Here is a 25,127-nt window from a genome sequence, read left to right on the forward strand (position 1 = left end):
TTGCGGCGACTGACAGTACCGGGGCCGTGGTGTGGCAACAGGCCTATGATCCCTGGGGATTCAAGCTCACGGTCAATACCGACGAGCGCGGCTACACCGGTAATTGGCTGGATGAAGAAACGGGCCTGGCCGACCACAAAGCGCGTTGGTACACGTCTTCGATCGGGCGGTTCACAGGAATCGATCCCGTCAAATGGCACGAAACAAACATCCACTCGTTCAACCGCTATGCGTACGGGAATAACAATCCGTACAGCTATGCAGACCCGGATGGAGAACTGGCGTTTCCGGTTGTGCCGATACTCGGGGTTCTCGCATTTGAGGCGCTGGGTATAGTAGCTGAAGTTGGGACCATGGAGGAAACCTCCGACTCGATCAATCGCTCTGGTGCTGGAACCTATGGGGTGACGGGCGTAAAGGCTGTCGGCTTCGCTATGAGAATGGGGTTGAAAGGTGCTAATGTTTCAAAGGGATTAAGTAAGGGAGATCAGGTTGTAACTCGAACGACCCGGAAAGGTGATAACGCGGTCAGGATCACTAGGGAAGATGGTAGCGTAATAGATATTTCTCCAACTCGAGTAAAAGAGTTTACTCCCAATACTCATCCAAAGGCTCCGCCTGGATCGCTTCAAAAAACGAAATTTGAGAACTCTTTGCCTGGCTCTAAGGGGTTTAAGCGGGCACCGACACAACAAGAGTTAGACTTGTTGAAGGATTTGACGAAATGATGTCCATCAATAATCTACTAACGCATTTCTCCAATTTACTATTTTTGTATTGGGAAGATTTACTTCTATTAGTTAAGGAGGACTCATCTGGGTCGCTGAAAGATGATTGGCTTCAGGCAAATTGGGAGCTTATTGTTGAAGGCTTACTGGATGACAAAAATATTGTGTTAAACGTGTATGGCGATGGAGCGGATTGCAATGGGGAAAGTTCCCGAGTTCTATATCCAGATCGTCAGCAAACCCATAGGCTGATTTGCAAGCCCCTCGTTGGCAAACATGTCTACGATGTACTGAATGAACAATCACTAGATGTAACGCAAGATGACATCGTTTTTGACCGTTTTGTCTCAATTGGTGATGATGGTTGGTATTATGAATTGCCACCATTTAACAAGATTCTAGGTGAATTTTCAGGAGAGGCAGTTGTTGTAGATTTCAGTGGAGTGGATGTGCGATTGCAACCCTTAAAAGTAAGTTAAATTAACATGCTGCTGGCATCTGCAATATTACAAAGTGGAGAGCAAACGACCTTCCAGGGGTTGCGACCAAGGGGGCTTCCCCGTTACTGCGGATGTTCCTAAAATGAGGCGTCCGCTGATCACATCTTGTTAGGTATAGCTGGCTTCCAGTTGTGGCGTAATAGCTCTTCGATGGCGTTGTTCATCTGCGTCGGCAGCCGGGTCAGGTCAGATCATCAGAGCAGTGAGATTTTACACCTAGTGTTCTCGCAGGGCTCCTCGGTCTTCAACCAGAGATGATGTAATGCAATTGGTGATTTAGATGTTTTAGGGTTTGCATCACAGCCACGATAGTGCACGCTCGAGTATACATCGTCACCAAAAATGGTCTGACCAAGTGATGCAACTCTGTTCTTGACGCGGTACTCCTTTTGCCCAGTAGTGCTGTCTAGTACATAAGTAAGACCGTTGGGGAGGTAACAGATGTTTCGGACATATCCCAGCATAAGGGCGCGGTCTACTGCCCAAGCATAATCCTCTCTGACGAACCGGCTTATGCCCGTTTTACAGTAAGTACCGCCGATAGGATGTGCGGAATCGATGGGTTTGCATTCGACTAATATTGCTGTCATCGCACTGCTTCTGGTCACCAGCTGACCCCGAAGCGGACGGAATGTGAGATCGGGCTGGCAATCGAGCTTATTTCCTGTTCGGTTGCGCAGGTTACCCTCTCGAACAGGGGTCTGAAAAAGCGAAAGCCCCTCAATAGCCTCTGGATGATTGGTGGAGATTTCATCCAGAATCATATATAACCGCTCAGTAATCGTGTCTTCTTCTTCGTCGCAAATAGAGAATTGCCCTTCTGCGACTTCCTTGAGCAATAAACGCCAAGCGTAAGCGAGTGCATTCTGAACCACATCCATTAAGAATACTGGAATTTTGCACGGACCTTCAGTGTCTGTGCACAGTCCTGTCATCAATCCACGCATTGCTGGCTGAGCTCCTCTAAACGCGCCCCGTATTCCCAGACCAGTTCTGATGCGAGCAGGCGGGCCTGACCTAGTGTCCAGTACCGATAGCGGTTGAGTAGTCCTATCGTGAGACTGGGCTGGGTGGCATTCTGAATAGTTATTCGGCTAACACCGAGACTGTTCACCTGTTGAATCCAATATTCTGGAAGCGTAGATGGTGGGAAGGCGCCCTCTAATGTGACGGAGAAAAACCTCCAGGGAAGTGCTGCGCTAGTCTCATTCAGGAATTGCACTTTTATCTTATGGCCGCCTGCGCCAAGTGCTCCGGCTAGTTCTTTTTCCAAAAAAGCGATGAACGCCTTAGCCTGTTCCTCTTCAATCCTCGTCAGCCCTTTGTCGCGAGCTGATGCGTAGGGTGCATTTACCGCGAGAGTATCCGAAAGGACTTGCTGGTCGAAAGTCGACAAACCGTAGAGCTGCCCAACGGTGTAATCGAGCGATGGCCAGTCGGGATGATTGTTCATCAAACTCTGTGCGCAGGTTTCAATGGACTGACGTTGACCTGACGACAGAGCTTCCGGTGGTATAAAAGGAAGGCGGTCAACGTCAAGCTTTTGCTGCGCTTCTCGCTCAACACCAAACTCTCCGCTTGTCATTAGCGTGACATACTCAAACAACCTGCTGTGAAGTAATACCAGCAAGTAGTGTGTAAGGAAGGTTGACAATGGATGACCCGATGCAGAGTACCCATAATAAGACTCAGAGAATGCGACATCGCTGGTGCTGAGGAGTGCTCTCCCTCTTGAGCGATCTTCGCGCAAAGATTTTCTTACCAGCAATAGAGGCGCCTTATAGACTTCTGGTGACCTAGTGCGGTGAAGTCCTCGGGGGGTATAGCGACTAAGTTCCTTATCTAGTACCAAAAAAGGCTGTAGGTCATAATTTGCGTGTAATTCGGGCTTTCCATCAAGGAAGCTATCGTCTTGGGTGCCACCTGCCACTTGAAAACCTTGGCTTTTGAAAAGGCCTGAGCATTCCTGCCAATAGTCGCCAACAGTGCATTCTGCGTGTTGTTTTATCTTTTCTACGATGGCCAGATCCAGCACAGTGCCGCGATACAAGGTTTTTAGCGCAGCCGAATTGGCTTTTACCAGATCGAAAGCTACTGGGGTGGCGTCATTTGCATCGACTCGTAGCAGGCCCTTGCCATTGAGGTTTGGTTCATAGTGCGGGCTAACGAAGATAAATCGATCGTCTGGTTTTGGCAGCTCATTGTCGGCAAACAGTAGGCAAAACGGCTGATCTACGCTTGGCCAGACTCGGGTTTGCCTCAGTGCAGCGCCATTCAGGATGCCGGTTACTTTCAGGGCTTCGAATAACGCATGGCGAGCCGCAGTTCCCTTGTGAGATTGCTTGAACAGCCAGCGCCCTGCCAGTGCCAGAGCAATGCGTCCACCGGGCTTGGCCCAAGACATGGCTCCCCAAACGAAGGGCAAGTCAGGAACGCCGTCCGGGTTATGGTAAGACTTAGCAATTTCATCCAGACCGCGTTGTGCGGCTACCTCTCTACACCTCTTGGTAAAAACCCGTTCAATGCTTCGGTACTCCTTGGTTAAACTTGTCCAGGGCGGATTGCCAATGACTAGGTCAAAGGCATGCTGGTAGTGATCAAACACGTGATCACCCAAGCTGCCTGCCATAGGCACCAGCTCGTTACTGTTACACTCTGGATCAGCAACGTTGATCAGAACACTGTTCTCAAGTTTCTTGAAGCGCAGCTCTTCAAGTGGTGCGGGGAGTGGATCAAGTTCGAGGGCGGTCAGGTATAAGGCTAGTGCTGCAAGCGTGCGGGCATGGCCATTGGTATCGAAGCCAACCAATTGTTCGTAAAGCATGTCCCGAATTTGTTGACGCGATGGTCGCTCACCAGTCTCGCGAAAGCGTAACTCCACTAGCTTACGCAAGCTTGCGACTAGGAACACGCCGGCCCCGCAAGCGGGATCCAGTACCTTCGCGTTTGAGCCCTCCGGATGTGCGTGGAAGGCTTCTTCCACCATGTATTCGGCAATGTGATAGGGCGTGTAGTACACGCTCGTGGCATGACGGGCTGATTGATCGAACCGATGAATCAGTTCTTCATAGGTCTCACTTAACAAACCAATTGGCAGGTGATCGAAATCAAGATCCCCCCAATCCAGCTGCTGTTGTGACGCGCCGGGTTCAATGGCGGTATCAAGGGTCATTATCGCACTCAAAGGTTGAGTGACACTTTGCCCGTGTTGTTGAACTAATTGGCGGAAATAAACGGCGTAATCGATAGCGGGGAGGGTTAGAAGGTCGCCATTAAAGGTTTTATCGAGCCAGTTATTAGTCTCTGCCAGTGCTACATCTGTGTCCATGCACTCGTTAAGTGAGTTGGCGCTAGGAGCGATATCGACCAGATTGTCGGGGAGCACAATCTTTCGACCTATCAAGTAGCGCAGAAACAGCGCTCGACCCGTGAGTGCTATTGCCTCGTGAGTTGATACGCCAAGATCGCGTAGCGCTTCGCCTGCATCGCTCATCAAATTGAGAAGGACATCACGCAGGCGCAGAGTAGCAGGTGCTACGAAGTCCTCACCCTGCGCAAGTCTGGGAAGAATGCTTGGAGCTTCGTTGGAATAGCGAGAAAACCGGACTGGGGCCGTGTCTTCTGAGGGACGCAGATCGGTGGCGTAAATATCCAGTCGTCCCGGTTTCAATATGCCCAACCAAGCCGGCTCACCCCGCATGGCAAGAATTTTTTGGAGATCATGAACGGGTAACACGTCATCTCGAAAATGAGTTTGGTCGACGACATATAGCAGCGCCTGGACCTGATGTTCAACAACATAGTCAACCAGCGGGTGTTCTCGATTCCGATATAGATCCGCATACCTCAGACAACGAGCATCCCGGTTGTCGCGCAGATCCACACAGCTCTCGTTGGGTGCACCGAATTCCTGTAGCAGATTCATCTTTGCTGCCCTGATGCGATGTTTGTGATCAAGGGTAGCTCTCGTTGAGAGGATTCGAGTCCCAAGTACAAATCGATGCGTTCTCGCTCCTTAGACATATCGACAACCCAGCCTAAGCTGGTGGGATTCTGGCCTCTGAACAAACGAAAGGCCTCTTCTTCGTCCAGGTTTCCCTGTGGAATAAAGATCAACTCTTCTCCAGGAACCTGATGTGGCGCGCTGACATAACGATGGATAGCAGCTGAGATTCGTTGGACCTCTCTGCGTCTCATGCCCAGGGTGTCCTCTAACGTTTGCAGAACGGCGAACGTAATTAAATCGGCCTTCGTGAAGCGTCGTGCGCTCCTTTCACGAGTTGGCCTGTCGCAAAAGGGTGGCAGTTGCGCCCACGTGTGAAGCCTTGACCGGCTTATTCCTCCTAAAGCGGAACAAACATCTTTCGCGGTGAACGACTTGGTGGCAGGCATATTTACGCTTTCTGTTTTAGATGTAGAACAAAACTGTTTAGATTATAGAACAGTTTCTCTAGAGAAAACATCTTCAGAGCGTGGCGAGGCCTATTAACAGGTGGGAGGTGCGAGAGGGATTTAGGGCTGTGATGTCTAGGGGGGCTCCTAATCTGCATGGTTGCTCTAGGCTTTAGGTGGGGTAGCCATCCCGCTAGAGTTATACAAAACAGATCGGAAGGAGTCTGTAGTTCGACGGCTCAAGGGCTGAGAAATTCCGCATCAGATGATTACGGATACCTGGTGGTCGATTAAACTGGCGTCCAGCGCCCGCGTCTTTTGCGTGGCCACCCTTGAATGCCATGTTTGGCTACCAATCGGGCAACCCGATTCACACTGGTTGAAGCCCCCTCCGCAACCAGGATTTCGTGCATGCGGGGGAAGTCCACATGACGACAATCAGTGAGTTCTAATTCAGCGTCCCTCCAGTTACTCAGGCTTTTCCATCAATTAAATTACGTTCTTGAGTGCTATCTTTACATGATAAGCGGCGCCAACCGCCGACAAAGTATCGCTGGGTAGTTTTCCCGGGAACAATCTATCATCACCGATATCTATCTTTGCGACTTCTCGGATAAGTCGATCAATGACCATAGCGCAGCTGTACCAATCCTCCTGAACTCTAACTTCGCAGGACTGAACCTCAAGATTGATATCCTGTCGGTGCAGTCTCAGGCAATACTCCAGGGGTACCCCTAGCATCTCGGCAATCGCCGCCGCGCAGAGTGCTCTCTTTCTGGGTATTGATCCCGTTGCATCGAACTCCTTGGAAAATGCTTCAATACGCCCTATTACCCGCGCGCTGTAACCTGATCGATACTTCTTGGGACGCTTCGGTACGGCGGCCTCGGGCGCATATCCGGCCTCGCGCAGGAAAGTAACAAATCGGAACAAACTCGACCTGTGCCCAGGATGCCTGCGTAGGAAGTTGTATATGGTCTTTTCGCTGACTTCGCATATCGGGGATTTCGTACTCTGCAAGAAAGACTGACCAGCTTTGAGGTAAACCCTCAGCGTTTTGCTTTGAATACCTTTACCTCGGCGGCAGTAATTAATAAAGGCATTAAGAATTTGTCGGTTTTCGCCAGTGCTGGCGTCTAATATGTCTTGGATCCTCCGCAACTCCGCCCATTCATTACGCTCGCGATCTGTAATATCGACAATTTTGGTATGGGCCAGAAAGCGGGACACATAACCATGCTTCCGCAACCATTCTGGTCCGCCTATCGCTAGCACAGACTCTGTGGTCATGTCTTGCGCGGAACAAAACCGCTCATCGAACTCGGCGAACGCATCACCGCTCGGAAACATCCATTTCCAAGCGTTGTATGGACTGAAGTTGCGTAGTAGCCAGATCTCAAAAGCACGCCACAGTTCTTGAACCCAAGGTTGCTCTAGTCGAGCCAGTTGCAGCTTGGCGGAGTGCTGTGCCCGAGGAATCCAGTAACAGGTTGCGCATAGCCGATTACCCTTATTTGGTGTTATTTCGCCGCACTTCGGGCAACTCCCTTTCTCCTTCATTGCCGGGGTATCCCAAGCATAATATCAATGCAATGCGCCCGTGCTTCTCGTCGTGTCCTGCGACTGGCGCTCGTGTGCCGACGCTGAATTTCTCTCAGTGGGTCGGCCATCTCGGCCTTATAATTAGAACGCGATTTCGGGGACCGCTGCTTTGTGTCAAGTTCTGGGTAAACATATTTTTCAAGCCAGAGATTTTGACCGACCTGGTGATTTCGTAGACATTCGCGGGTGATCCTATGCCCGATGAGATCATCCACAATTCGCTTCAGACCTGTTTGTAGAGCAGCTTCCGTTGCAGGGATAAGCACACGACGTTCGGCCGTGCGAACATACTCCCAGCGCCCTCGCGCAGTTGCGCTAGGCACAGCCCCAATCCTGCTGCGCCATGTGCTTTGCAAGTGGCGGCCCTGCGACTGCCCAAGTTGCAGCGTCATTAGAGTGCGCAGGGATCCAGGGTCGGGAGCATCCGCCCTCACTGCAGACGAGAACCGCCGTGAAAAAGCCATGCACAGGTCATAGTGCCTTTCCTTCTGTCCCGGCGAGGCTATGTAACGCCCGCAGTTGAAACAAACATTGTGGTGATACGGGTCAGTGTAGAAAAGTGTTAACGGTTCATCGCATGCAGGGCAGGCATCAATCAATGGACACTGATGTTTCTCACAGAAGCTATTCCAAGCCAACCTCCAAGATAGCTTTAACACGCTACCCTCCAGATAGCACTCTGGGCAGAATTGCTGACCGTGAAGGCGCCTGCGACGGTGATAAACTCCAATAGGCATAATCCAGTGTACTGAGTTGTATTGGCGAATCTCACCCAGTACTTCCCCATAACGTCCAGCGAGGGTCATGCTTTTGACCGTTGCCTGGCTTTGCCCCAAGCAGCAGGCAATCTTCTGAATTGCAATATCAGAAAGCCAGCGATCCGCATCCCGCGTCCAAATTTCAAGGCCAGGCAATGACATCGCGGTGTAAGTCTGGGGCGAGAGGCCATGCAGCCTACTTTGCCAATATAGCCAGGATGATAGAGTCTCATCTTCTCGTGGCCACCGAAAAAGATGAATCATATTTTTTTCATTAACTTGCCGAAATCGTGATGCGTCACTACATCGACCGACCTCACGATATCCGGCGTTATCACTTCTGTGTCTGATTCTATTGCCTTAATCGCGGCTTCAATCACTACAGATTTGGTCCCCCCGATTGTTTGCATCGAACGACTAAAGATTTCATTGGCTAGCTTCGGATCGGCCAAGTTGGATGGATTCTGAAGAGGCAGCTGTTTTTCGAATTTGAACAATAATTTCTGATAGTTTTGGTTGGCTTCCCAGCGTTCTAGGACGTAAGGCGTCAAACGAGTTGCCAATTGATCATCTGCCCGTAATGCACCTAGCAGTGCCTGTGTGCCGACAAGCACCAAGGACAGGCTCAAAGAAGAGCTGAGATTCTTTAAAGCTGCCAAAACATTTTCTTGCTGGCGAAGCGGAGCAGAGGCGAGATGGTGGAATTCATCGATAATCAAAACTCGTACGCCCATTTCACGCAGCACCCTCTCAGCTTGGTTCTGTAATGCTCTTGCGCTAGCTGCTGGCCTGTGGACGACCATTAGTTGCGTCAGGAGACTCGTCCAAAATTTTGGCTCGTCTGATGAGGCTGGCATATACGTGAGGACAATTGGTGTACGAATTCCGTTCTCGGTATTCTGAGACGGGTGCATGCTGATGAATCGTCTAACAAGAGTTGTTTTGCCGTTGTTGGGGCGGCCTACAATGGCCATGCTAGGCATGCGGCTTGAAGTTGGATGCGTGATCAGATCGTTTAGACCTTGTGCAATTCTTGTGGCGGCAGGGTAACCAATCCAGCGGTCTTGTTTGATATAGGCAATGCGTGAGGCATTACCCTGATCCAACATCTTTAAAGCTTCTTCATCAAGCTTCCGCCCCTCAGCTGCTACCATTCTTCCGCTCCTTCGAATGCCGCAATGTCGACGTCAACAAAACCGTTGGTCGATTGTAATGGTGAGGCTTCGTTGGGAAGAGATGATTCTGGTTTTACCGACTTCATGGCGTTATATTTGCGTCTTTCGGTTGATTTGCGTTTCGCTTTAGCTTGCTTGGTCTTCTCTTTCGCATCTTCAACCAATTGGTAGTTGTCCTCAGCATGTCTCGCGATAGAAAAGGCGTCGTGTGCTTCGTTTCGGTTTTTCAGTTCTCGTTCGTGTGCTTTGAATTCGGAAAGACTGATTGCTGGCATATCCCGCACTGCACAGGGTATAACGTGATAGCCCTCCAGAACCGGATCCCACATCCAAATGCGCGTAATGTCTCGCGGGTCGATGCGAAACAAACTTTTCCTTTCTTCCTCGGATTTCCTCTCTCGGGCCAACCTCTCCGAACCGAATAGCTCAATATCTTGGTAAGGAATGTTCTTGTAAGTGATGCCTGATCGCGTGATAGTTCGATAGAAGAATGGCAGGAAATCGATGCGCACGCGATTGGGGTCGCTGTAGACAGAGGGCATCCCAACACCCGGCTGTCCCGGAGAGCCTAGAATGCCTCGTTCCCATTCCTGATAAGGCGTCGCGCCTCTTAATCCTTTGTGCGGTGTCTTGTGATACTTCTCACAGATGTGGCGAACGATAAACTGCTCAAGCTCGTACAAAGTCATCGCTGCCTGAGATTCTGAATCGTAATCGCCCCGTTCCTTGGGATTAGCAAAAGTCGCCCCTGGCAACTCGCGTACCCACAGTGAAAATGTGCTCATGAGCCGCTCGATATGGCCGCCAAAATTGGTGCCTCCTAGCGGTCGCCACTCGATAGAGAATGGATAATCTTCGACTGAGCGTGTCAGGTAGTTGGATTTGAAGTCAGCACCATTGTCCGCCCCAATCTTTCTTGGTGCGCCGTACATTGGCCACTCGACTGAAAGTTCAAGAGATGCCAGATAGTCATGTTTAGTCAGCAGCATGTTGGAGATAGCGCTGCCCACTGACACAAAACTCGGACTGTCCAAAGATAGGTATATTCCAAGAACGCAACGTGTATTCACGTCGATTGCCAATGTGATCCACGGTCGCCCGAGCGGCATTCGATCATGTTCATCCACAACAATAGTGTTGACCTGGGTGTGATCAATCTGAATGAAGTCGAGAGGTCGCTCTGCGCCAGGGATGCCCGTCTCCACTTGATCAATTTCCTGCTTAGACTCGCTGTGACTATGTCGGGCTCTCTTGGTTTTCTTCGGCTCCAGATCATTAATGCGTTTGCGTACCGCTCCTACGCTGGGCGGCTCGATGCTTAATGTGCGGCAACGCGTTTCGATAAAGTCGGCCACTCTGACGACTGATTTCTTCTGGGCCGTCAGATAATGCAGTCGAATCCCCTCGGCGATGACTGCTTCGACTTTGGCATCGAGAAGGCGTGTGCCTTTGCGCCTGCCGCGCTTGCGTGGAAGGAGGCTAGTTTTACTTTGAGTCGCCTCAAATCGCTTGATCATGTTGTAGATCATGGCTACTGAAAAACCGGAACTTTCTGACACCGCCTTAACGTCATCAAGCGTCCGAGACTGAGCTGACAATAAGGGAAAAATGATGTCGAATCGCCGGTTGATCTCCGTCCATTCTTTGTCGCCATAATCTGCATAATCACGTGAAGATGATGCAGTCAAAGTTGCTGTTGAGGAGTCACTGACAATTAGCGGTTTGAGTTGGTAAATCGGAGCGTTAATTATTTGCCCGGAACTCTCGTCGTTAACCATGACCCGTTCAAGGCTGATCGTTTCGATCACCTTGACTGTCCGACCTTGATAATCAAGCAAGGTGCCCGGCTTTAATGGAAGAGTAGCGGGCGTCCCCTCGCGTTTCAGGAAGGAATCCATATCGGGCTCCTATTGTCGATGGGGGAATATATATCGAAAGCCACAATGCGTTGGGCGAGCATTGCCCATACGTAAGGTAGCGCCATGGCTTTCTCTTCGAATGTGGAGCAGCATGCCGTGATCAATATCTCAGGAGTAGCGCGACCACGAGCGCTCAGCTCTTCAAATAAACGCTTGGGATAGTCAGGAAACTGATCCTCTAAAGAAATCGCGTGATAACGTGCCAAAAAGTTGGCATTGGACACCAACGCTGGAATCAGCGAAAGCTCAGTGCGCACCTCGAAGCGCCAGCCTTGCATGCTAGATGCGTACTCCCGCGCCGCATAAAAGCCGTCTCGCAATTGATCGATGTTCTCTTTTAGCGCTTTCCGGGGCTTTAACTCTAGTAGAAGGCAGGGCGGCATTCCGGAGCCAAGACCGAATTCGACCAATGCGTCTGGTGTATAAGTGCGGCGCTTGCCATAAGAATCAGTGTACTCCAGCTCGATTGGGTTCCATGTAATGCGCCGAAAACCCGGATGAACCGAAAGCTGCGTGAAGTAATCTCGCTCCAGACCTGACTCATAAGCTACTTTTCCTGCCGGTGTATGTAGGTATCCGGACGAACTTCGGTAACAGCCAGGAAGAGTCCTTTTGCTCGTTCTAGCAATTACGTTAAATTTGTATGTCATTCTATTCATTAAGCACAAATTAATTTCCAATCTATTAGTGCAATTGCACGGATTTATGCGCCATTAAGACTATTGTATTCTAGTTTATACGTGTTTCCTACAGCGGCAGCAGCCCCAGGCCCGGAGAAATCTCACTGGCTCACCGGGGCGTACTGTTTCTCGACGAGTTGCCAGAGTTTGAACGCCGGGTGCTGGAGGTCCTGCGTGAGCCGATGGAAACCGGCGAAATCTCGATCAGCCGGGCAGCACGGCAGGTGAATTTTCCGGCGCGATTTCAGGTCGTGGCTGCAATGAATCCCTGCCCCTGTGGCTACAGTGGTCATCCCACCATCGAGTGTCAGTGTACGCCGCAACAGGTTACCCGTTACCGGTCGAAAATTTCCGGCCCCCTTCTGGACAGGTTTGATCTGCATGTGGAGGTGCCTGTGCAGGGTGGCGACGTATTGATGCAGTCGGGCGGGGATGGCGAAACCAGCGCCACCGTCCGGGAGCGTGTCCTGATTGCCAGAGCCCGGCAATCAGAGCGGGGTTGCCTGAATGCGGCCTTGTCCGGGCGTGCGTTGCAGGCTGCGTGCCGGCTGGATCGCCAGGGCGAGCAGTTGCTCACCGGTGCCATGGAAAAGCTGGGGCTTTCGGCCCGTGCACTGCACCGCATATTGCGAGTTGCCCGAACGCTTGCCGATCTTGAAGGCAGCGAGGAGCTACGACAGAGCCATCTGGTTGAGGCTCTGGGTTACCGGCAGCTCGACCGACAGCAGGGCCGCAACTCGGTGGTCTCCGCCTGAGCGACAACACTCTGGTAAACTGTTGGCAAATCCCGTTAACCATGACCCGCTGCCTGCGGTTAAGGATTGCAGATGACAGACCATAAAGAACCGCAAGATCCCAAAGAGGCCGCCGATTCGCCGGTCACCACCCGTCGCGGTGTGCGCAGCTTTGTTTTGCGCCAGGGCCGGATGACGGAAGGCCAGAAAAAGGCGTTCGAGCGGAGCTGGCCGAAGTACGGGCTGACCCGTGAGGACGGAATGATTGATCCCAGGGAAGTGTTCGGCCGCGACAACATGCTGAACCTGGAAATCGGTTTTGGTATGGGGCGGTCCCTGGCCGACATGGCTGAGGCCGCTCCCGAACAGGATTTTATCGGGGTTGAAGTTCATCAGCCCGGTGTTGGCGCGTTGCTCAAGGAGATCGAGGACCGTGGCCTGGAAAACGTCCGGATTTACAGTATTGATGCCAACGATGTGATTGACCTCTGCCTTCCGGATGCGTGCCTGGATCGCGTGATGGTGTTCTTCCCCGATCCCTGGCACAAGAAAAAGCATCACAAGCGCCGGCTGATCCAGCACGAGTTTGTCCAGCGGGTTCGTCACAAGTTGAGGGTAGGCGGCATTCTGCACCTGGCGACCGACTGGGAGAATTATGCCGAGCATATGCTCGAGGTGATGAGCGAGTCCGAGGGCTTTGCCAACACCCAGGAGACCGGTGGCTATTCACCGCGCCCTGACGACCGTCCAATTACCAAGTTTGAGAAGCGGGGCGAAACCCTCGGTCACGGTGTCTGGGACCTGTTGTTCTATCGCACCAATTAAGAGGCGTTGATCGGGGGTCAGTGATGCGCGAGCGGGTGGCGCCGTGACGCCCGGATGATGACCAGCCCGGCGATGCCGAGCGTGAGCGCCGTGAATTTGATGAGTGCGCATAGGGTTGCGGACAGGCTCATCTCATCGGTGGGCGGGTTGAAATTGTTCAGCAACAGAATGTTCTCTGCACCGTCGCTCAGGCCGGCAGTTGCGAACAGGGCCCGTACCCAACGGGCACCCACCCGCTCGCGAATGCCGGGGCGATCACGGGTAAAGTGCCGGGTAAGATGAATCAGGGCCAGCATGTAGGCAGGAATGAACAGGAAGTCCAGCCACAGCGAAACCTTCGCCCAGGCAACCCCTTCGCTTCCCCAGCTGCGAAAAATGGCGTGGGCCTGATCGGCAGTCCCGGCCAGCTGATAGCTCACGATACCCTGGGGTGCTGATGCCGTCTGCAGAGGCTGGTTGACCATAAGCAGAGCGAACAGCAGCACGGCAGCCACGACCAGGCTGGCTTTCAGGCTTTTGGGAAATGCTGCCACTCCGTGTGCAGGGTCCATTACAGAAAACGCTCCAACAGGCTGTTAAGGTATCTCTGGCCCAGGTCGGTTGCCTGGAGTCGATCGCTTACCAGCAGCTTTTCATTCCGCAGTTGTTCAAGTTTTACTCCAACTGTTGTCAGGGGTAAACCCGTTCGTTCAGAAAAAAGGCTTTCATCCACTCCTTCTTTCAGTCTGAGGGCGTTCATCAGGAATTCCAGCGGCAGATCGTCCACGGCAATCGCATCAGAACCGGCCGTTCGGCTGCCGATCCGGTTCAGGTAAGCGTCCGGCTGCCGGGTCTTCCAGTATCGCCTGATACCCCCGTCCACCAGGCTGATCTTGCCGTGGGCCCCAGCCCCGAGGGCCAGGTAGTCCCCGAACGTCCAGTAGTTCAGATTGTGACGGGAGGCCCTTCCCTGGAGGCTCCAGGCCGAGACTTCGTAATCCTCGTAGCCGTGTTGGTGCAGGTAATCGGAACCCCGGCGATAGATGTCCCAGAGATGATCGTCGTCGGGCAGTTCTGGCGGACGGCTGTAAAACTCGGTATTGGGCTCGAGGGTCAGCTGGTACCAGGAGAGATGCGGTGGTTTGTAGTCCAGGGCAGTCTGGATGTCCTCAAGTGCCTGCCCGGGCGTCTGGCCCGGCAGACCGTGCATCAGATCGATATTGAAGTTATCGAACCCGGCACGGCGAGCGGCGCGTATGGCCCGGTGGGCGGCATCGGCATCGTGAATGCGCCCCAGCGTTTTGAGATGGTCGGGATTGAAACTCTGGACCCCGATGGACAGACGGTTGATGCCCGCTGCCCGGAACGCGTCGAACCGGCCGGCTTCGAGCGTGCCGGGGTTGGCTTCCAGGGTAATTTCGGCATTTGTGGCGAAGGCAAGGCGTGCCCGCAGTTCCCTGAACAGGCGATCGTAGAAGTCGCCGCTCATCAGGGACGGAGTGCCGCCTCCGATGAACACGGTCTCTATTGGTCGATCGGTGGCAAAGGCCAGGTCCTGGTCGAGATCTTCGAGCAGAGCCTGCAGATAGGCGGATTCCGGGATTGTCCCGGTGAAAGCGTGGGAGTTGAAGTCACAGTAGGGGCACTTCCGCACGCACCAGGGTACGTGAATATAGAGGCTCAACGGCGGCCTAACCGCCGCTGGCTGCTGATCGTCCCCGGGGCTGGTATTACTCAACTGTTTCAGGCCTCGGCCTTCAGCTGATCCAGCAGAATCTTCAGGGCGCGTCCGCGGTGGCTGATGCTGCCCTTTTCGGCGCGGGACAGTTCCGCCGCACTGCAGCCATGCTCTGGTGCCAGGAACACCGGGTCATAACCGAAGCCGCCATCGCCCTGAGGGGATCTGAGGATCGAGCCCGGCCAGCGGCCATGGCAGATGATCGGGGTCGGGTCTTCGGCATGGCGCAGGTATACCAGCACACAGTGAAACTGGGCGCCCCGTTGCCCGTCCGGCACGCCCGCCATGGCGTCGAGCAGCGCGTCCACATTGTCCTGATCGGTTGCATCATCGCCGGCAAAGCGGGCAGAGCGCACGCCCGGGCGGCCTTCAAGCGCGTCCACCGCCAGACCACTGTCGTCAGCGAGTGCTGGCAGCCCGGTTTCCCGGGCCGCGTGGCGCGCCTTGAGAATCGCGTTTTCTACAAAGGTGACCGCCGGCTCCTCGGCTTCACCGACGCCCAGTTCGCCCTGGGCAATCGGCGTCATGCCAAGAGGTGCCAGGAGCTCGGTCAACTCGGCGATTTTGCCCCTGTTATTGCTGGCGATGACAAGTCGGTTGGTCATATAGGCTTAATCGCTGAACAGTGTGTGAGCAAACCGTACCGCCAGGTCCTGCTGGTGTCCGGTAGGGCGTGCGGTAATATTGAAAGTCATCAGTTCGCCGGAGGAATACTGATACTCGGCAATAAAGTACACGGAGTCGCCCTCCTGGATGCGGCGGAACGCCAGGAAGCGTACCTGCTGGACATCGTTGGTTACCTTGCCCTCGACCTGGCCGCTCACCGGGGACATTGAGCCATCGTCGTTTTCCTCCATGATGGAGATATTGACGATGCCTATGCCCTTGCTCCGCTGAAGATTATTGGCCTGGGCGACTTCCGGAGCCAGGAAGGTGCTGGGCAGGACACTCCAGAGTACCTTGTAGTCTCCGAAATCCTTCGAGCCGGCCTGTGCCTGCAGGCTGAACAGGCCAATCAGCGTGATTGCCAGCAGCGTACGGAATGTGGAAAAGGTTTTTGCGATCATTGCTAGGTCTCCCGTGTGATTCGGTAAATGGCAATTTCGCCCAACAAGTTCGGCCAGAGACGAGCCAGCCAACTGTTCTGGTGCTGGCCATCAACCACCCGGCGGCTTTTGATCCTGATGCCTTTCTGACGGCACAGTGCCTCAAAATCCTTGAAGGTGCACAACCTTATGTTGGGCGTGTTATACCATTTATACGGCAGTGCCTCGGATTCGGGCATACGACCGCTCAAAGTCAGTCCCCAGCGCAATCGCCAATGAGCAAAGTTGGGGAAGGTCACGATGCCTTCGCTGCCAACCCGCAGCATTTCATCCAGTACCCTGTCAGGACGCCGGACCGCCTGAAGCGCCTGGGTCATCAGAACAATATCGAAACTGCCATCTTCAAAGTTCCCCAGCCCCTGGGTGTCCAGGTTCTGTTCGATAACCGCCACTCCGCGGCCCATGCAGGCGGTGATGTGGTCCGGGTTTATCTCCAGGCCGAAGCCACTGGCACCCCGTTCCCGCTGGAGGAAATCAAGAAGAGTGCCGTCGCCACAGCCCAGGTCCAGAACATGGTGGCCGGGCTGAACCCACTGCTGGATGATTTCGAGATCCGGTCTCATGCGCCGACCTCCCGTGCTACCCGGTCCATATAGGCGTTAAAGATGTCAGTGTACCGCGGGGTCGGAATCAGAAACGCGTCGTGCCCCCAGGGTGCGTCCACCTCGGCGTAGCTGACCTTCCTGCGCGCGCCAATCATGGCATTGACCATTTCTTCCGAGCGGGCCGGCGTGAAGCGCCAGTCGGTGCTGAATGACAACACCAGGTATTCGCAACTGGCCGCTGCCAGTGCTTTCGAGAGGTCGCCGCCAAACTCGTAGGCCGGATCAAAGTAGTCCAGGGCACGGGTCATCAACAGGTAGGTGTTGGCGTCAAACGATTCGGAAAAGCGTTCGCCCTGATAGCGGAGGTAGCTCTCGACCTGGAACTCCGCGTCATAACCAAACTTGTAAGCCTGGTCACGGAGTTCGCGGCCAAATTTCTCGCCCATGGAGGCATCAGACAGATACGTGATATGGCCAACCATCCGCGCCAGCATAAGACCACGCCTGGGAACCGTATCAAAGTCGTAATAGCGCCCGTCGTGAAACTCCCGATCAGAGGTTATTGCCTGGCGTGCCACTTCATTGAAGGCAATATTCTGGGCGGTCAATCGCGGAGTGGACGCAATCACCACCGCATGCCGCAGGCGATCGGGGTAGTCCAGGCTCCACTGCAGGGCCTGCATGCCGCCGAGGGAACCGCCAACAACGGCCGCCCAGCATTGAATGCCGAGCCGATCTGCCAGCAGCGCCTGACTCTTGACCCAGTCGCCCACGGTGATAACCGGAAACTCCGGGCCAAACGGCTTTCCGGTTTCGGGATTGATGCTGTTGGGGCCGGTGCTGCCGTGGCAGCCCCCCAGATTGTTCAGACTGACAACAAAAAAACGATCGGTATCGATGGGTTTTCCGGGGCCGATACAGCTGTCCCACCAGCCGGGTTTGCGGTCCTCGGCAGAGTGGTAGCCGGCCGCGTGGTGATGGCCACTCAAGGCATGGCAGATAAGAACGGCATTGCTGGCGTCGGCATTCAGGGTGCCGTAGGTTTCCACCACCAGGTCATAGTTTTCCAGGGACTGGCCGCAGGCCAGATCGATGGGAGCGTCGAAATGATAGGTCTGCGGGGAGACAATCCCGACAGAATCCGCAGGCAGGGTATCAGGCATCGGCGCGAATGGTTCCTGGTTCGATCCGTAAGTGTCTGGAAAAGCAATGACAAAGCCATCGCCAGCCCAGCAGTTTAAAGCCGGGGCGTGATGGCTGCAACCGCCTGAATGGTCGCGCTTGCGGGACACTACACAGCGCCGGAGATGTTCACCACTTTTTGCTGGATCAGGGTGGGGGCCGGTTTGCGGATCTGGCGCTGCATCGCGTCGGCCAGTTCCAGTTGCCTGCGCAGGTCGGCAATGGTGTTGGTCAGGCGCAGGCGCTCGGTGCGGCTGTCCTTGTCGTTGCGGACCATATCGCGAAGGCGCCGGATCTGGTGCTCCAGAAGCTGCTTCTGCTCCATGGAATACTGCATGATCGGTAGCAGGGCTTCCGATGGCCAGCGCTCAACGTCCTGGCGTACACGGGCATGCAGTGTGCGGGCTTCGCCCACCATGACATTGAAAAAACGGCGAACCAGGACCGACTGCTCGGTGAGCAGGTTCTTCGGACTGATGCGGAAGCGTCTCGCTTTTTTGCGCAACTCGCGGATGGCAATAACATGGCGCCCGGCCCGCAGCGGGATGGGCTCAAGGTGACGTGCCCGGTTGTCTTCGTTATAGCGACGGTAAATCGCGCCCACCATTTTTTCGGCCAGGTGCCCTTCGCTCAGAAGGTTGGTCAAGTCGCTTTCGAGCAGTTCGAAAAACTGATCCATGGCGCGGTTCATCCCCGCAGTGGTCCAGCTCTTCGACATACTGGTACGGACATGTTCCGCATGGGCTTCGAAGCGGTCTTCGCTCACCAGCTTCTTCAACAGGTCGCCCTGGGAGTCCATGAGGCGACGGCTGGAGCGCAGGGTGATCAGCTTCTTGTAGTAAAAGTCGTAGTCTTTCTGGGCGCGTTCTGCGAGGCGGCCCAGCGCTGCCTTGTCCATGGTAACGCCCGCGCACGCCTGAAGCTCTTCCTCCAGGGATTCGAGGCGGTACTGCATGGCTGCCTGGCTGTTCTGGAGCATGCCCAGCAGGTCGTTGATCAGACTCTGGGTGATCAGCTGTTCCTTGTGCATGAGGATGCGCTGGATAATCAGCTGCTCAAGCTGATTGATATTGGAACGGTCGAACAGGTCGTTGTCTTTCTTCACCCTTGCGACCAGCCCCTGCTTGGCAGAAACCGGGATGACATCGTGCTGGCGCATGCCCAGGTGGTCGGCCGTATAACCGCGCACCCGCTCAATCGCCTCGTTAGTGTGGCGCTCGCCCTGGAGGTCATCCCAGAGCACGTCGATCTTGTTCAGCACGGCAAAGCGGCCGGCGCGATGATCGGCGTGCTGGGTGTCGATGTGCTCTTTCCAGATGGTCATGTCGCTGGCAGTCACACCGGTGTCGGCACTCAGCACAAAGATCACCGCATGGGCGCGGGGCAGCATGCTGATCGTCAGCTCCGGCTCGGAGCCAAGAGCATTCAGGCCCGGCGTATCGAGGATCCGCAGGCCGCGCTCGAACAGGGGGTGGCGGATGCTGATCTGTGCGTTCCGCCAGGCAGGTACGAGTACATTGCCCGGGTTGTTGCGATCATTCTCGAGCATGCCTTCGTCGAAGCCGAGTGCGCGAGCCTCCTCAGGTGGCACACTCTTGACGCGGGCAACCTCGGCAAGCACCTCCCGCATGATCTCAGGGTCGCGCTCATCCAGCTCATGTTTGACCCAGCGTTCCGGCTGCTTGCGCAACTGCTGCAGGGACAGTTCGCCGTTTCGGGTCTCGATGGGAAGCAGGAGCAGGTAGTTTTCATTGGCGCTGCGATCGAAGAACAGCTCCGTGGGGCACATGGTCGTGCGCCCCGCCTGGGACGGCAGCATGCGCTGGCCATACTCGGAGAAGAACAGGGCGTTGATCAGTTCGGTTTTACCGCGGGAGTATTCGCCGACAAACGCAATGGTCAGTTCATCCTCAATCAGCAGCTCCAGCCCGTGGCGTATGCGGGTGCTGACATCGTCGGAGAACAGATTGTTATCCTGCAGCCACAGCCGGTACCTGCCGATCTGGCGGATCAGCTCTTTTTTCCAGTTGTGATAAGCCTCTACCTGCTGCGACAGAGTTCCCTGTTGGTTCATCGGATTTTCCTTCTGCGCGACTTCCTGGTATCCCGCTCAGAACGGGGTGCTCACGGGTGACGGATTAATTACCGTTAATACTATCCTGTTATTTCCAAGTTTGTGGCTGGGCCGGAGTGGAAGAAATGGCCAAACTTGCCGGAAATTCACTAAAAAAGCTGCAAAATCAGTTGCATGACTTTGCAGCTCGGGAATGATGGATTTCGTGGCTAAGTGTTACAAAATGTATATTTGAGACGGCGTTTACATACCGAGCCCGATGGAGCCGAGGCCTGCGGCCATTTTCATGTGTTCAATCACCACTGAGATCACGTTCAGAATCAGGAAAACGATGATGGGTGACAGGTCCAGGCCGCCCATGGAGGGCATGATATTGCGCACCGGGCGCATGACCGGCTCGGTGATCTGGGCGACCAGCTGGATGGCCGGATGGCCGCTGCCCGGCGCGATCCAACTGACGACGACCACTGCAATTACCGACCAGAAATAGATCTTCACGATCAGGTCCAGTACGTTCAGTACCGCCCACACCAGCAGCGTAATCGGATTTATGGCCGGAATGCCGCCGTTCAGCGCCACCAGGATCAGGAAGAAGGTGATGCCCTGAATGATGACTGCAAGAACCAGCGAAGCTCCATCGAAACCGCCCAGGCCAGGAATAACCCGCTGTAGCGGGCGTAGCGGTGGATTGGTGGCCTTGACCACGAATTGAGTGATGGGATTGTAGAAGTCGGCCCTGGCCAGTTGAAGCAGGAACCGAAGCAGCACAATGGTCAGGTAAAAGGTGGATGCGATGAGCAGGATGGTAATCAGAATATCTGCCAGCATGAAGCCGTGTCTCCGTTATCGGTTACTGTTTGCCTGCCAGTTCTTTGGCCATTTCTTCCGAACGCTTGAAGGCGGCCTTGTACGCTTTGGCTACCAGATCGCGCATACCACCTTCCTCGAACGTGTTGATGGCCTGTTCGGTGGTTCCGCCAGGAGACATCACATTACGCTTGAGCTGGCCGGGATCGTGCTCGCTTCGACCGGCCATTTCCGCGGCTCCCGCCATGGTCTGGATAGCCAGTTCCCTCGCGGTTCCGGCGGCGATGCCAGCCTCGGTGGCCGCTTCCTCAAGCGCCTCAAGCATCAGGAAGAAATAGGCGGGGCCGCTGCCGGAGAGGGCGGTAACCGCGTGCAGCAGGTTTTCGTCCTCAACCCAGAGCGCTGACCCGATGCTTTCGAACACCGATTCCACCATCTTCTTCTGTTTGTCTTTCACTTCTTTGTTGGCAAACAGGCCTGCAGCCCCTTTGCCGACCAGGGACGGTGTGTTGGGCATTACCCGAACCATCGGCAGGCCGCCACCAAGCCAACCATCGAGGGTATCCGCTGTCAGGCCGGCGGCGATGGATACCATCAGTGGGCGAGTGTTCTGGACCACTGGTGCAATGTCGCGACAGACATCGGCCATGACCTGGGGTTTCACCGCCAGAGCTACCATGTCAGCCTGCTGGGCGCAGTACCGGTTGTCTGTGGTGACGCTTACGCCAAAGCGCTTGCGGATTGTCTGCAGGTGCGCGTCATCCGGCGCGCTGACCCAGATATTGCCGGCCTTATAGCCGTTATCCAGCATACCGCCAATGATGGCGCTGGCCATGTTGCCGGCGCCAATAAAAGAAATGGTTGGTGATGTGCTCAAGGTTAACTCCCCGGTTGATCGGTTAAACGTCCGGCCCTGATCATAGCAGGAACCGGCCGGTTCAGCTCTTTACTGGGCGTTTGCCGAATAGGGCAGTGCCGACCCGTACCCAGGTGGCGCCTTCCGCAATCGCGACTTCCAGGTCGCCGGACATGCCTATCGACAGTGTGTCGAGTGGGCCGGCGTCGGGATGGTCTGACCGCAGCTGTTTCAGAGTATTGGCAAGTTTCCGGAAACTGGCTCTTAACCCTGCTTCGGGCTGATCCGGATCCGGAATGGCCATCAGCCCTCTCAGGCTGAGGTTTGGCAATTCGCCGATTTCGGCCACCAGATCCGGCAGCTCATCCAGAGTGCAGCCGGATTTGCTCTCTTCCTCATTAATATTGACCTGAAGACAGATATTCAATGGCGGCAGCGCAGGATCGCGCTGTTCGCTCAGGCGACGGGCAATCTTGAGGCGGTCCACGCTGTGCACCCAGGCGAAGGCAGAGGCCATCTGCCGGGTCTTGTTGGACTGGATCGGGCCGATGAAATGCCATTCCAGTCCGTCAAGACCAGACAGCGCCTCGATCTTTTTCAGCGCTTCCTGGAGGTAGTTCTCACCAAAGGCCCGCTGCCCGGCAGCGAAGGCTTCCCGCAGGTCTTCCGGTGGTCGGGTTTTGCTGACGGCGAGCAAATGCACAGACCCGGGCGCACGGCCTGCCTGCAATGTTGCTTTTTGTATGCGTCGGGTTACGCTCCCGATGTTGTCTGCTATGCTGCTCATAGTGTGAGAATGCCACGCTCGGTCTGTCACTTGTACGGTGACACGTTACCCGCAGGTCACTGAAATGCCAAGTGAACCGCGCCGGGGCCCCGCCGGGCGGAAGCTACCGGGATAAAAGAAAAAGCCTTCCGAGGATTCCTATGGATATTACTGAACTGCTTGCCTTTTCGGCGAAACAGGGTGCGTCTGACTTGCACCTCTCTGCCGGTTTGCCCCCGATGATTCGTGTTGATGGTGATGTACGCCGCATCAACCTGCCGCCCATGGAGCACAAAGAAGTCCACGGGCTCATCTACGACATCATGAATGACAAGCAGCGTAAGGACTACGAGGAATTCCTGGAAACCGACTTCTCCTTCGAAGTTCCGGGCGTCGCCCGTTTCCGTGTTAACGCTTTTAACCAGAACCGTGGCGCAGGCGCCGTGTTCCGGACCATCCCTTCCAAAGTACTGACCATGGAAGATCTGGGTATGGGGCAGGTGTTCAAGGACGTGTCTTCAGTGCCCCGGGGGCTGGTTCTGGTGACCGGCCCGACCGGCTCGGGTAAGTCCACCACGCTGGCGGCGATGATCGATTACATCAACGACACCCGCTACGAACACGTTCTTACCATTGAAGACCCCATTGAATTTGTACACGACTCCAAGAAATGTCTGGTCAACCAGCGTGAAGTTCACCGCGATACCCTGGGCTTCAACGAAGCACTGCGTTCAGCACTGCGGGAAGACCCCGACATCATTCTGGTGGGTGAGCTTCGGGATCTGGAAACCATCCGCCTCGCGCTGACGGCGGCCGAAACGGGCCACCTTGTGTTCGGCACACTTCACACCACCTCTGCCGCCAAGACCATTGACCGTGTGGTCGACGTGTTCCCGGCGGAGGAAAAGTCCATGGTGCGGTCGATGCTGTCAGAATCCCTGCAGGCAGTTATATCCCAGACCCTGATGAAGAAAATGGGCGGCGGCCGGATTGCGGCGCACGAGATCATGATCGGTACGTCTGCGATCCGGAACCTGATTCGGGAAGACAAGATTGCCCAGATGTACTCATCAATCCAGACCGGTGGTTCCCTGGGCATGCAAACGCTGGATCAGTGCCTCGAGCGGCTGCTGCAGAAAGGGCTTATTTCCCGAGAAGCAGCGCGGGCCAAGGCCAAGATGCCTGACAACTTTTAATCTGGTTTGCTCCTGAAACTGAATTATCGGTGCCGGGAGCAAAGGGGAATCAGTCAGACTCCCCGAATATGGTTTGACGGGTGGGGCGGGTACAGCTTCCCGGGACTGTCTGCAGCATGGATGCTGCAGTCAAGCGTACATGGACGTATTCACAGCGTGTCCCGGGAAGCTGTACCCGCCCCGCCCAGGCACCAAACGATGAAGGCTGGGTACAAAAAATGGAATTCGAAAAACTGTTACGGCTGATGGTGGAGAAGGGCGGTTCGGACCTGTTTATTACAGCGGGTGTGCCGCCGAGTATGAAGGTGAACGGGAAGGTTCTACCGGTCACCAAGAACGCGTTGACGCCGGAGCAGACCAGGGAGTTCGTTTACGGCGCCATGAACGACAAGCAGCGCGCCGAATTCGAGGAAACCCATGAGTGTAACTTCGCTATCAGTGCCCGTGGCATTGGCCGTTTCCGTGTTTCTGCCTTTTTCCAGCGCAACCTGTGCGGGATGGTGCTGCGTCGGATCGAGGTAAAGATCCCGCAAATCGATGATCTGTCGTTGCCGGAGGTAATCAAGGAACTGGCCATGACCAAGCGTGGCCTGATCATGTTCGTGGGCGCTACCGGTACCGGCAAGTCTACGTCCCTTGCGGCCATGCTCGGGCATCGTAACCGCAACAGCCGTGGCCACATCATTTCCATCGAAGACCCGATCGAATTCGTGCACCAGCATCAGGGTTGTATCGTCACCCAGCGCGAGGTGGGTATCGACACCGAGAGCTTTGAAGTGGCCCTGAAGAACACCCTGCGCCAGGCACCCGACGTTATTCTGATCGGTGAGGTTCGTACCCGGCAGACCATGGAATATTCCGTGCAATTCGCCGAGACCGGTCACCTGTGTCTGGCGACCCTGCACGCCAACAACGCCAACCAGGCGCTGGACCGGATCATCCAGTTCTTCCCGCCGGAACAGCACAACCAGATCTGGATGGACCTGTCCCTGAACCTCAAGGCGATCGTGGCTCAGCAGCTGGTGCCAACGCCAGATGGCAAGGGCCGTAAGGCGGTTATCGAGGTGCTGATCAATACCCCGCTGGTATCGGACCTCATCCGGAAGGGCGAGGTGCATCGGCTGAAAGAGCTGATGTCCAAATCCAACGAATCCGGCATGCAGACCTTTGACCAGGCGCTTTATCAGCTCTATGCAGAAGGGTCGATTACTTATGAGGACGCCCTGGCTCATGCTGATTCTGCTAACGACCTGCGCCTGATGATCAAACTGGGTGCCGACGCCCAGGGAGCCGACAAGCTCTCGTCTTCCGTCGACAAGCTTTCCATTCAGGATGACTGAATACCGGCTGAGCATAAGACGTTGGTCGTAGAAAGTTAGGGCCCCGAACCGTTAGGGATGGCATTTGAGGCCAGTAAGGGGTGGTGCGTATACTCCGCGCGATTCAATAAGGAGATACCATCCACCACCGTTCCTCAACGCTTGCACGAGCTGTACGTCTTACCACCCTCGCGGCGCTCGCCGCACCTGCCTCTACCCTGGCAGGCGGCTTCTCCCTCAATGAGC

The 25,127-nt window shown here is 54.9% G+C and carries 22 protein-coding genes and 2 pseudogenes; 6 read left to right on the forward strand and 18 right to left on the reverse strand.

All coding sequences use genetic code 11. From position 1 onward, the window contains the following. Positions 1-728, forward strand: a 728-nt coding sequence (locus KYE_RS20895; protein ID WP_008174149.1) for an RHS repeat-associated core domain-containing protein, incomplete at its 5' end; no start/stop codon positions are given. Beyond that, positions 725-1,207, forward strand: a complete 483-nt coding sequence (locus KYE_RS13070; RefSeq protein WP_008174150.1) for a hypothetical protein — start codon at positions 725-727, stop codon at positions 1,205-1,207. The genes KYE_RS20895 and KYE_RS13070, both read left to right, overlap by 4 nt. A gap of 215 nt (positions 1,208-1,422) precedes the next feature. On the opposite strand, the gene KYE_RS13075 is transcribed toward KYE_RS13070, so the two are convergent. The 8 genes and pseudogenes from KYE_RS13075 to KYE_RS21195 form a co-directional block, all read right to left on the reverse strand. Next, entirely contained in the window at positions 1,423-2,175 is a 753-nt protein-coding gene (locus KYE_RS13075; protein ID WP_008174152.1) for a hypothetical protein, read from the reverse strand. After that, positions 2,163-5,153 carry a class I SAM-dependent DNA methyltransferase gene (locus tag KYE_RS13080; RefSeq protein ID WP_008174154.1) on the reverse strand — a complete coding sequence of 997 codons (2,991 nt, stop codon included), beginning with the start codon at positions 5,151-5,153 and terminating at the stop codon, positions 2,163-2,165. Before KYE_RS13080 ends, KYE_RS13075 begins: the two co-directional genes overlap by 13 nt. Before the next feature lie 702 nt (positions 5,154-5,855). Continuing rightward, positions 5,856-6,036 (reverse strand): annotated as a pseudogene (locus KYE_RS22000) (IS3 family transposase); the annotation flags it as partial. Between the two features lie 73 nt (positions 6,037-6,109). Beyond that, complete coding sequence (locus KYE_RS13090; protein WP_008174156.1) at positions 6,110-7,180, reverse strand: hypothetical protein; 1,071 nt, start codon at positions 7,178-7,180, stop codon at positions 6,110-6,112. Beyond that, positions 7,177-8,244: a TniQ family protein gene (locus tag KYE_RS22370; protein WP_008174157.1), complete on the reverse strand. Its 1,068-nt coding sequence runs from the start codon at positions 8,242-8,244 to the stop codon at positions 7,177-7,179. Before KYE_RS22370 ends, KYE_RS13090 begins: the two co-directional genes overlap by 4 nt. After that, the gene (locus tag KYE_RS13095; RefSeq protein ID WP_008174159.1) at positions 8,241-9,134 is read right to left on the reverse strand and encodes a TniB family NTP-binding protein; all 894 of its coding nucleotides are present in this window, start codon (positions 9,132-9,134) and stop codon (positions 8,241-8,243) included. Before KYE_RS13095 ends, KYE_RS22370 begins: the two co-directional genes overlap by 4 nt. Beyond that, the gene (locus KYE_RS13100; protein ID WP_008174160.1) at positions 9,128-11,053 is read right to left on the reverse strand and encodes a Mu transposase C-terminal domain-containing protein; all 1,926 of its coding nucleotides are present in this window, start codon (positions 11,051-11,053) and stop codon (positions 9,128-9,130) included. Before KYE_RS13100 ends, KYE_RS13095 begins: the two co-directional genes overlap by 7 nt. Then, complete coding sequence (locus KYE_RS21195; RefSeq protein WP_158217745.1) at positions 11,038-11,724, reverse strand: TnsA endonuclease N-terminal domain-containing protein; 687 nt, start codon at positions 11,722-11,724, stop codon at positions 11,038-11,040. Before KYE_RS21195 ends, KYE_RS13100 begins: the two co-directional genes overlap by 16 nt. A 104-nt stretch (positions 11,725-11,828) precedes the next feature. Here KYE_RS21195 and KYE_RS13110 point away from each other — a divergent pair. Both KYE_RS13110 and trmB read left to right on the forward strand, forming a co-directional pair. Continuing rightward, positions 11,829-12,509: pseudogene (locus tag KYE_RS13110) on the forward strand (ATP-binding protein); the annotation flags it as partial. A gap of 72 nt (positions 12,510-12,581) precedes the next feature. Continuing rightward, the gene (trmB, locus tag KYE_RS13115) at positions 12,582-13,313 is read left to right on the forward strand and encodes a tRNA (guanosine(46)-N7)-methyltransferase TrmB (protein WP_008174166.1); all 732 of its coding nucleotides are present in this window, start codon (positions 12,582-12,584) and stop codon (positions 13,311-13,313) included. Positions 13,314-13,330: 17 nt separating this feature from the next. On the opposite strand, the gene KYE_RS13120 is transcribed toward trmB, so the two are convergent. The 10 genes from KYE_RS13120 to KYE_RS13165 form a co-directional block, all read right to left on the reverse strand. Then, positions 13,331-13,864: a hypothetical protein gene (locus KYE_RS13120; protein ID WP_008174168.1), complete on the reverse strand. Its 534-nt coding sequence runs from the start codon at positions 13,862-13,864 to the stop codon at positions 13,331-13,333. After that, positions 13,864-15,030 carry a radical SAM family heme chaperone HemW gene (gene hemW, locus KYE_RS13125; protein WP_039882032.1) on the reverse strand — a complete coding sequence of 389 codons (1,167 nt, stop codon included), beginning with the start codon at positions 15,028-15,030 and terminating at the stop codon, positions 13,864-13,866. Before hemW ends, KYE_RS13120 begins: the two co-directional genes overlap by 1 nt. Positions 15,031-15,035: 5 nt before the next feature. Next, entirely contained in the window at positions 15,036-15,635 is a 600-nt protein-coding gene (rdgB, locus tag KYE_RS13130) for an RdgB/HAM1 family non-canonical purine NTP pyrophosphatase (RefSeq protein WP_008174172.1), read from the reverse strand. A gap of 6 nt (positions 15,636-15,641) precedes the next feature. Next, positions 15,642-16,097, reverse strand: coding sequence for a DUF4426 domain-containing protein (locus tag KYE_RS13135; protein WP_008174175.1), 456 nt, complete (start codon positions 16,095-16,097; stop codon positions 15,642-15,644). A gap of 2 nt (positions 16,098-16,099) precedes the next feature. Continuing rightward, positions 16,100-16,699: a methionine biosynthesis protein MetW gene (gene metW / locus KYE_RS13140; RefSeq protein WP_008174176.1), complete on the reverse strand. Its 600-nt coding sequence runs from the start codon at positions 16,697-16,699 to the stop codon at positions 16,100-16,102. Continuing rightward, on the reverse strand, positions 16,696-17,844 hold the full coding sequence (gene metX / locus KYE_RS13145; protein ID WP_008174179.1) for a homoserine O-succinyltransferase MetX: 1,149 nt from the start codon (positions 17,842-17,844) through the stop codon (positions 16,696-16,698). The genes metW and metX overlap by 4 nt, the downstream gene beginning before the upstream one ends. Before the next feature lie 128 nt (positions 17,845-17,972). After that, a complete protein-coding gene (locus KYE_RS13150) occupies positions 17,973-19,937 on the reverse strand; it encodes a dynamin family protein (RefSeq protein ID WP_008174181.1) in 1,965 nt (654 codons plus the stop codon). Positions 19,938-20,180: 243 nt separating this feature from the next. Continuing rightward, positions 20,181-20,765, reverse strand: a complete 585-nt coding sequence (locus KYE_RS13155; protein ID WP_008174183.1) for a YggT family protein — start codon at positions 20,763-20,765, stop codon at positions 20,181-20,183. Between the two features lie 22 nt (positions 20,766-20,787). Further along, on the reverse strand, positions 20,788-21,621 hold the full coding sequence (proC, locus tag KYE_RS13160) for a pyrroline-5-carboxylate reductase (protein ID WP_008174185.1): 834 nt from the start codon (positions 21,619-21,621) through the stop codon (positions 20,788-20,790). A gap of 61 nt (positions 21,622-21,682) precedes the next feature. Next, a complete protein-coding gene (locus KYE_RS13165) occupies positions 21,683-22,387 on the reverse strand; it encodes a YggS family pyridoxal phosphate-dependent enzyme (RefSeq protein WP_039882033.1) in 705 nt (234 codons plus the stop codon). Between the two features lie 140 nt (positions 22,388-22,527). On the opposite strand from KYE_RS13165, the gene KYE_RS13170 reads away from it, so the two are divergent. Together KYE_RS13170 and KYE_RS13175 are read left to right on the forward strand one after the other, a co-directional pair. Continuing rightward, on the forward strand, positions 22,528-23,562 hold the full coding sequence (locus KYE_RS13170) for a type IV pilus twitching motility protein PilT (RefSeq protein WP_008174189.1): 1,035 nt from the start codon (positions 22,528-22,530) through the stop codon (positions 23,560-23,562). 218 nt (positions 23,563-23,780) lie between these two features. Then, positions 23,781-24,902: a PilT/PilU family type 4a pilus ATPase gene (locus tag KYE_RS13175; RefSeq protein WP_008174191.1), complete on the forward strand. Its 1,122-nt coding sequence runs from the start codon at positions 23,781-23,783 to the stop codon at positions 24,900-24,902. Positions 24,903-25,127 lie beyond the last annotated feature (225 nt).

It is taken from the genome of Marinobacter manganoxydans MnI7-9 (genome assembly GCF_000235625.1).
GTDB lineage: Bacteria > Pseudomonadota > Gammaproteobacteria > Pseudomonadales > Oleiphilaceae > Marinobacter > Marinobacter manganoxydans.

Bases quoted from the DNA above. Each gene is read 5' to 3' on its own strand.
- KYE_RS13070 (WP_008174150.1), top strand. From the start codon at position 725: ATGATGTCCATCAATAATCTACTAACGCATTTCTCCAATTTACTATTT.
- KYE_RS13075 (WP_008174152.1), bottom strand. From the start codon at position 2,175: ATGCGTGGATTGATGACAGGACTGTGCACAGACACTGAAGGTCCGTGC.
- KYE_RS13080 (WP_008174154.1), bottom strand. From the start codon at position 5,153: ATGAATCTGCTACAGGAATTCGGTGCACCCAACGAGAGCTGTGTGGAT.
- KYE_RS13090 (WP_008174156.1), bottom strand. From the start codon at position 7,180: ATGAAGGAGAAAGGGAGTTGCCCGAAGTGCGGCGAAATAACACCAAAT.
- KYE_RS22370 (WP_008174157.1), bottom strand. From the start codon at position 8,244: ATGATTCATCTTTTTCGGTGGCCACGAGAAGATGAGACTCTATCATCC.
- KYE_RS13095 (WP_008174159.1), bottom strand. From the start codon at position 9,134: ATGGTAGCAGCTGAGGGGCGGAAGCTTGATGAAGAAGCTTTAAAGATG.
- KYE_RS13100 (WP_008174160.1), bottom strand. From the start codon at position 11,053: ATGGATTCCTTCCTGAAACGCGAGGGGACGCCCGCTACTCTTCCATTA.
- KYE_RS21195 (WP_158217745.1), bottom strand. From the start codon at position 11,724: ATGACATACAAATTTAACGTAATTGCTAGAACGAGCAAAAGGACTCTT.
- trmB (WP_008174166.1), top strand. From the start codon at position 12,582: ATGACAGACCATAAAGAACCGCAAGATCCCAAAGAGGCCGCCGATTCG.
- KYE_RS13120 (WP_008174168.1), bottom strand. From the start codon at position 13,864: ATGGACCCTGCACACGGAGTGGCAGCATTTCCCAAAAGCCTGAAAGCC.
- rdgB (WP_008174172.1), bottom strand. From the start codon at position 15,635: ATGACCAACCGACTTGTCATCGCCAGCAATAACAGGGGCAAAATCGCC.
- KYE_RS13135 (WP_008174175.1), bottom strand. From the start codon at position 16,097: ATGATCGCAAAAACCTTTTCCACATTCCGTACGCTGCTGGCAATCACG.
- metW (WP_008174176.1), bottom strand. From the start codon at position 16,699: ATGAGACCGGATCTCGAAATCATCCAGCAGTGGGTTCAGCCCGGCCAC.
- metX (WP_008174179.1), bottom strand. From the start codon at position 17,844: ATGCCTGATACCCTGCCTGCGGATTCTGTCGGGATTGTCTCCCCGCAG.
- KYE_RS13150 (WP_008174181.1), bottom strand. From the start codon at position 19,937: ATGAACCAACAGGGAACTCTGTCGCAGCAGGTAGAGGCTTATCACAAC.
- KYE_RS13155 (WP_008174183.1), bottom strand. From the start codon at position 20,765: ATGCTGGCAGATATTCTGATTACCATCCTGCTCATCGCATCCACCTTT.
- KYE_RS13165 (WP_039882033.1), bottom strand. From the start codon at position 22,387: ATGAGCAGCATAGCAGACAACATCGGGAGCGTAACCCGACGCATACAA.
- KYE_RS13170 (WP_008174189.1), top strand. From the start codon at position 22,528: ATGGATATTACTGAACTGCTTGCCTTTTCGGCGAAACAGGGTGCGTCT.
- KYE_RS13175 (WP_008174191.1), top strand. From the start codon at position 23,781: ATGGAATTCGAAAAACTGTTACGGCTGATGGTGGAGAAGGGCGGTTCG.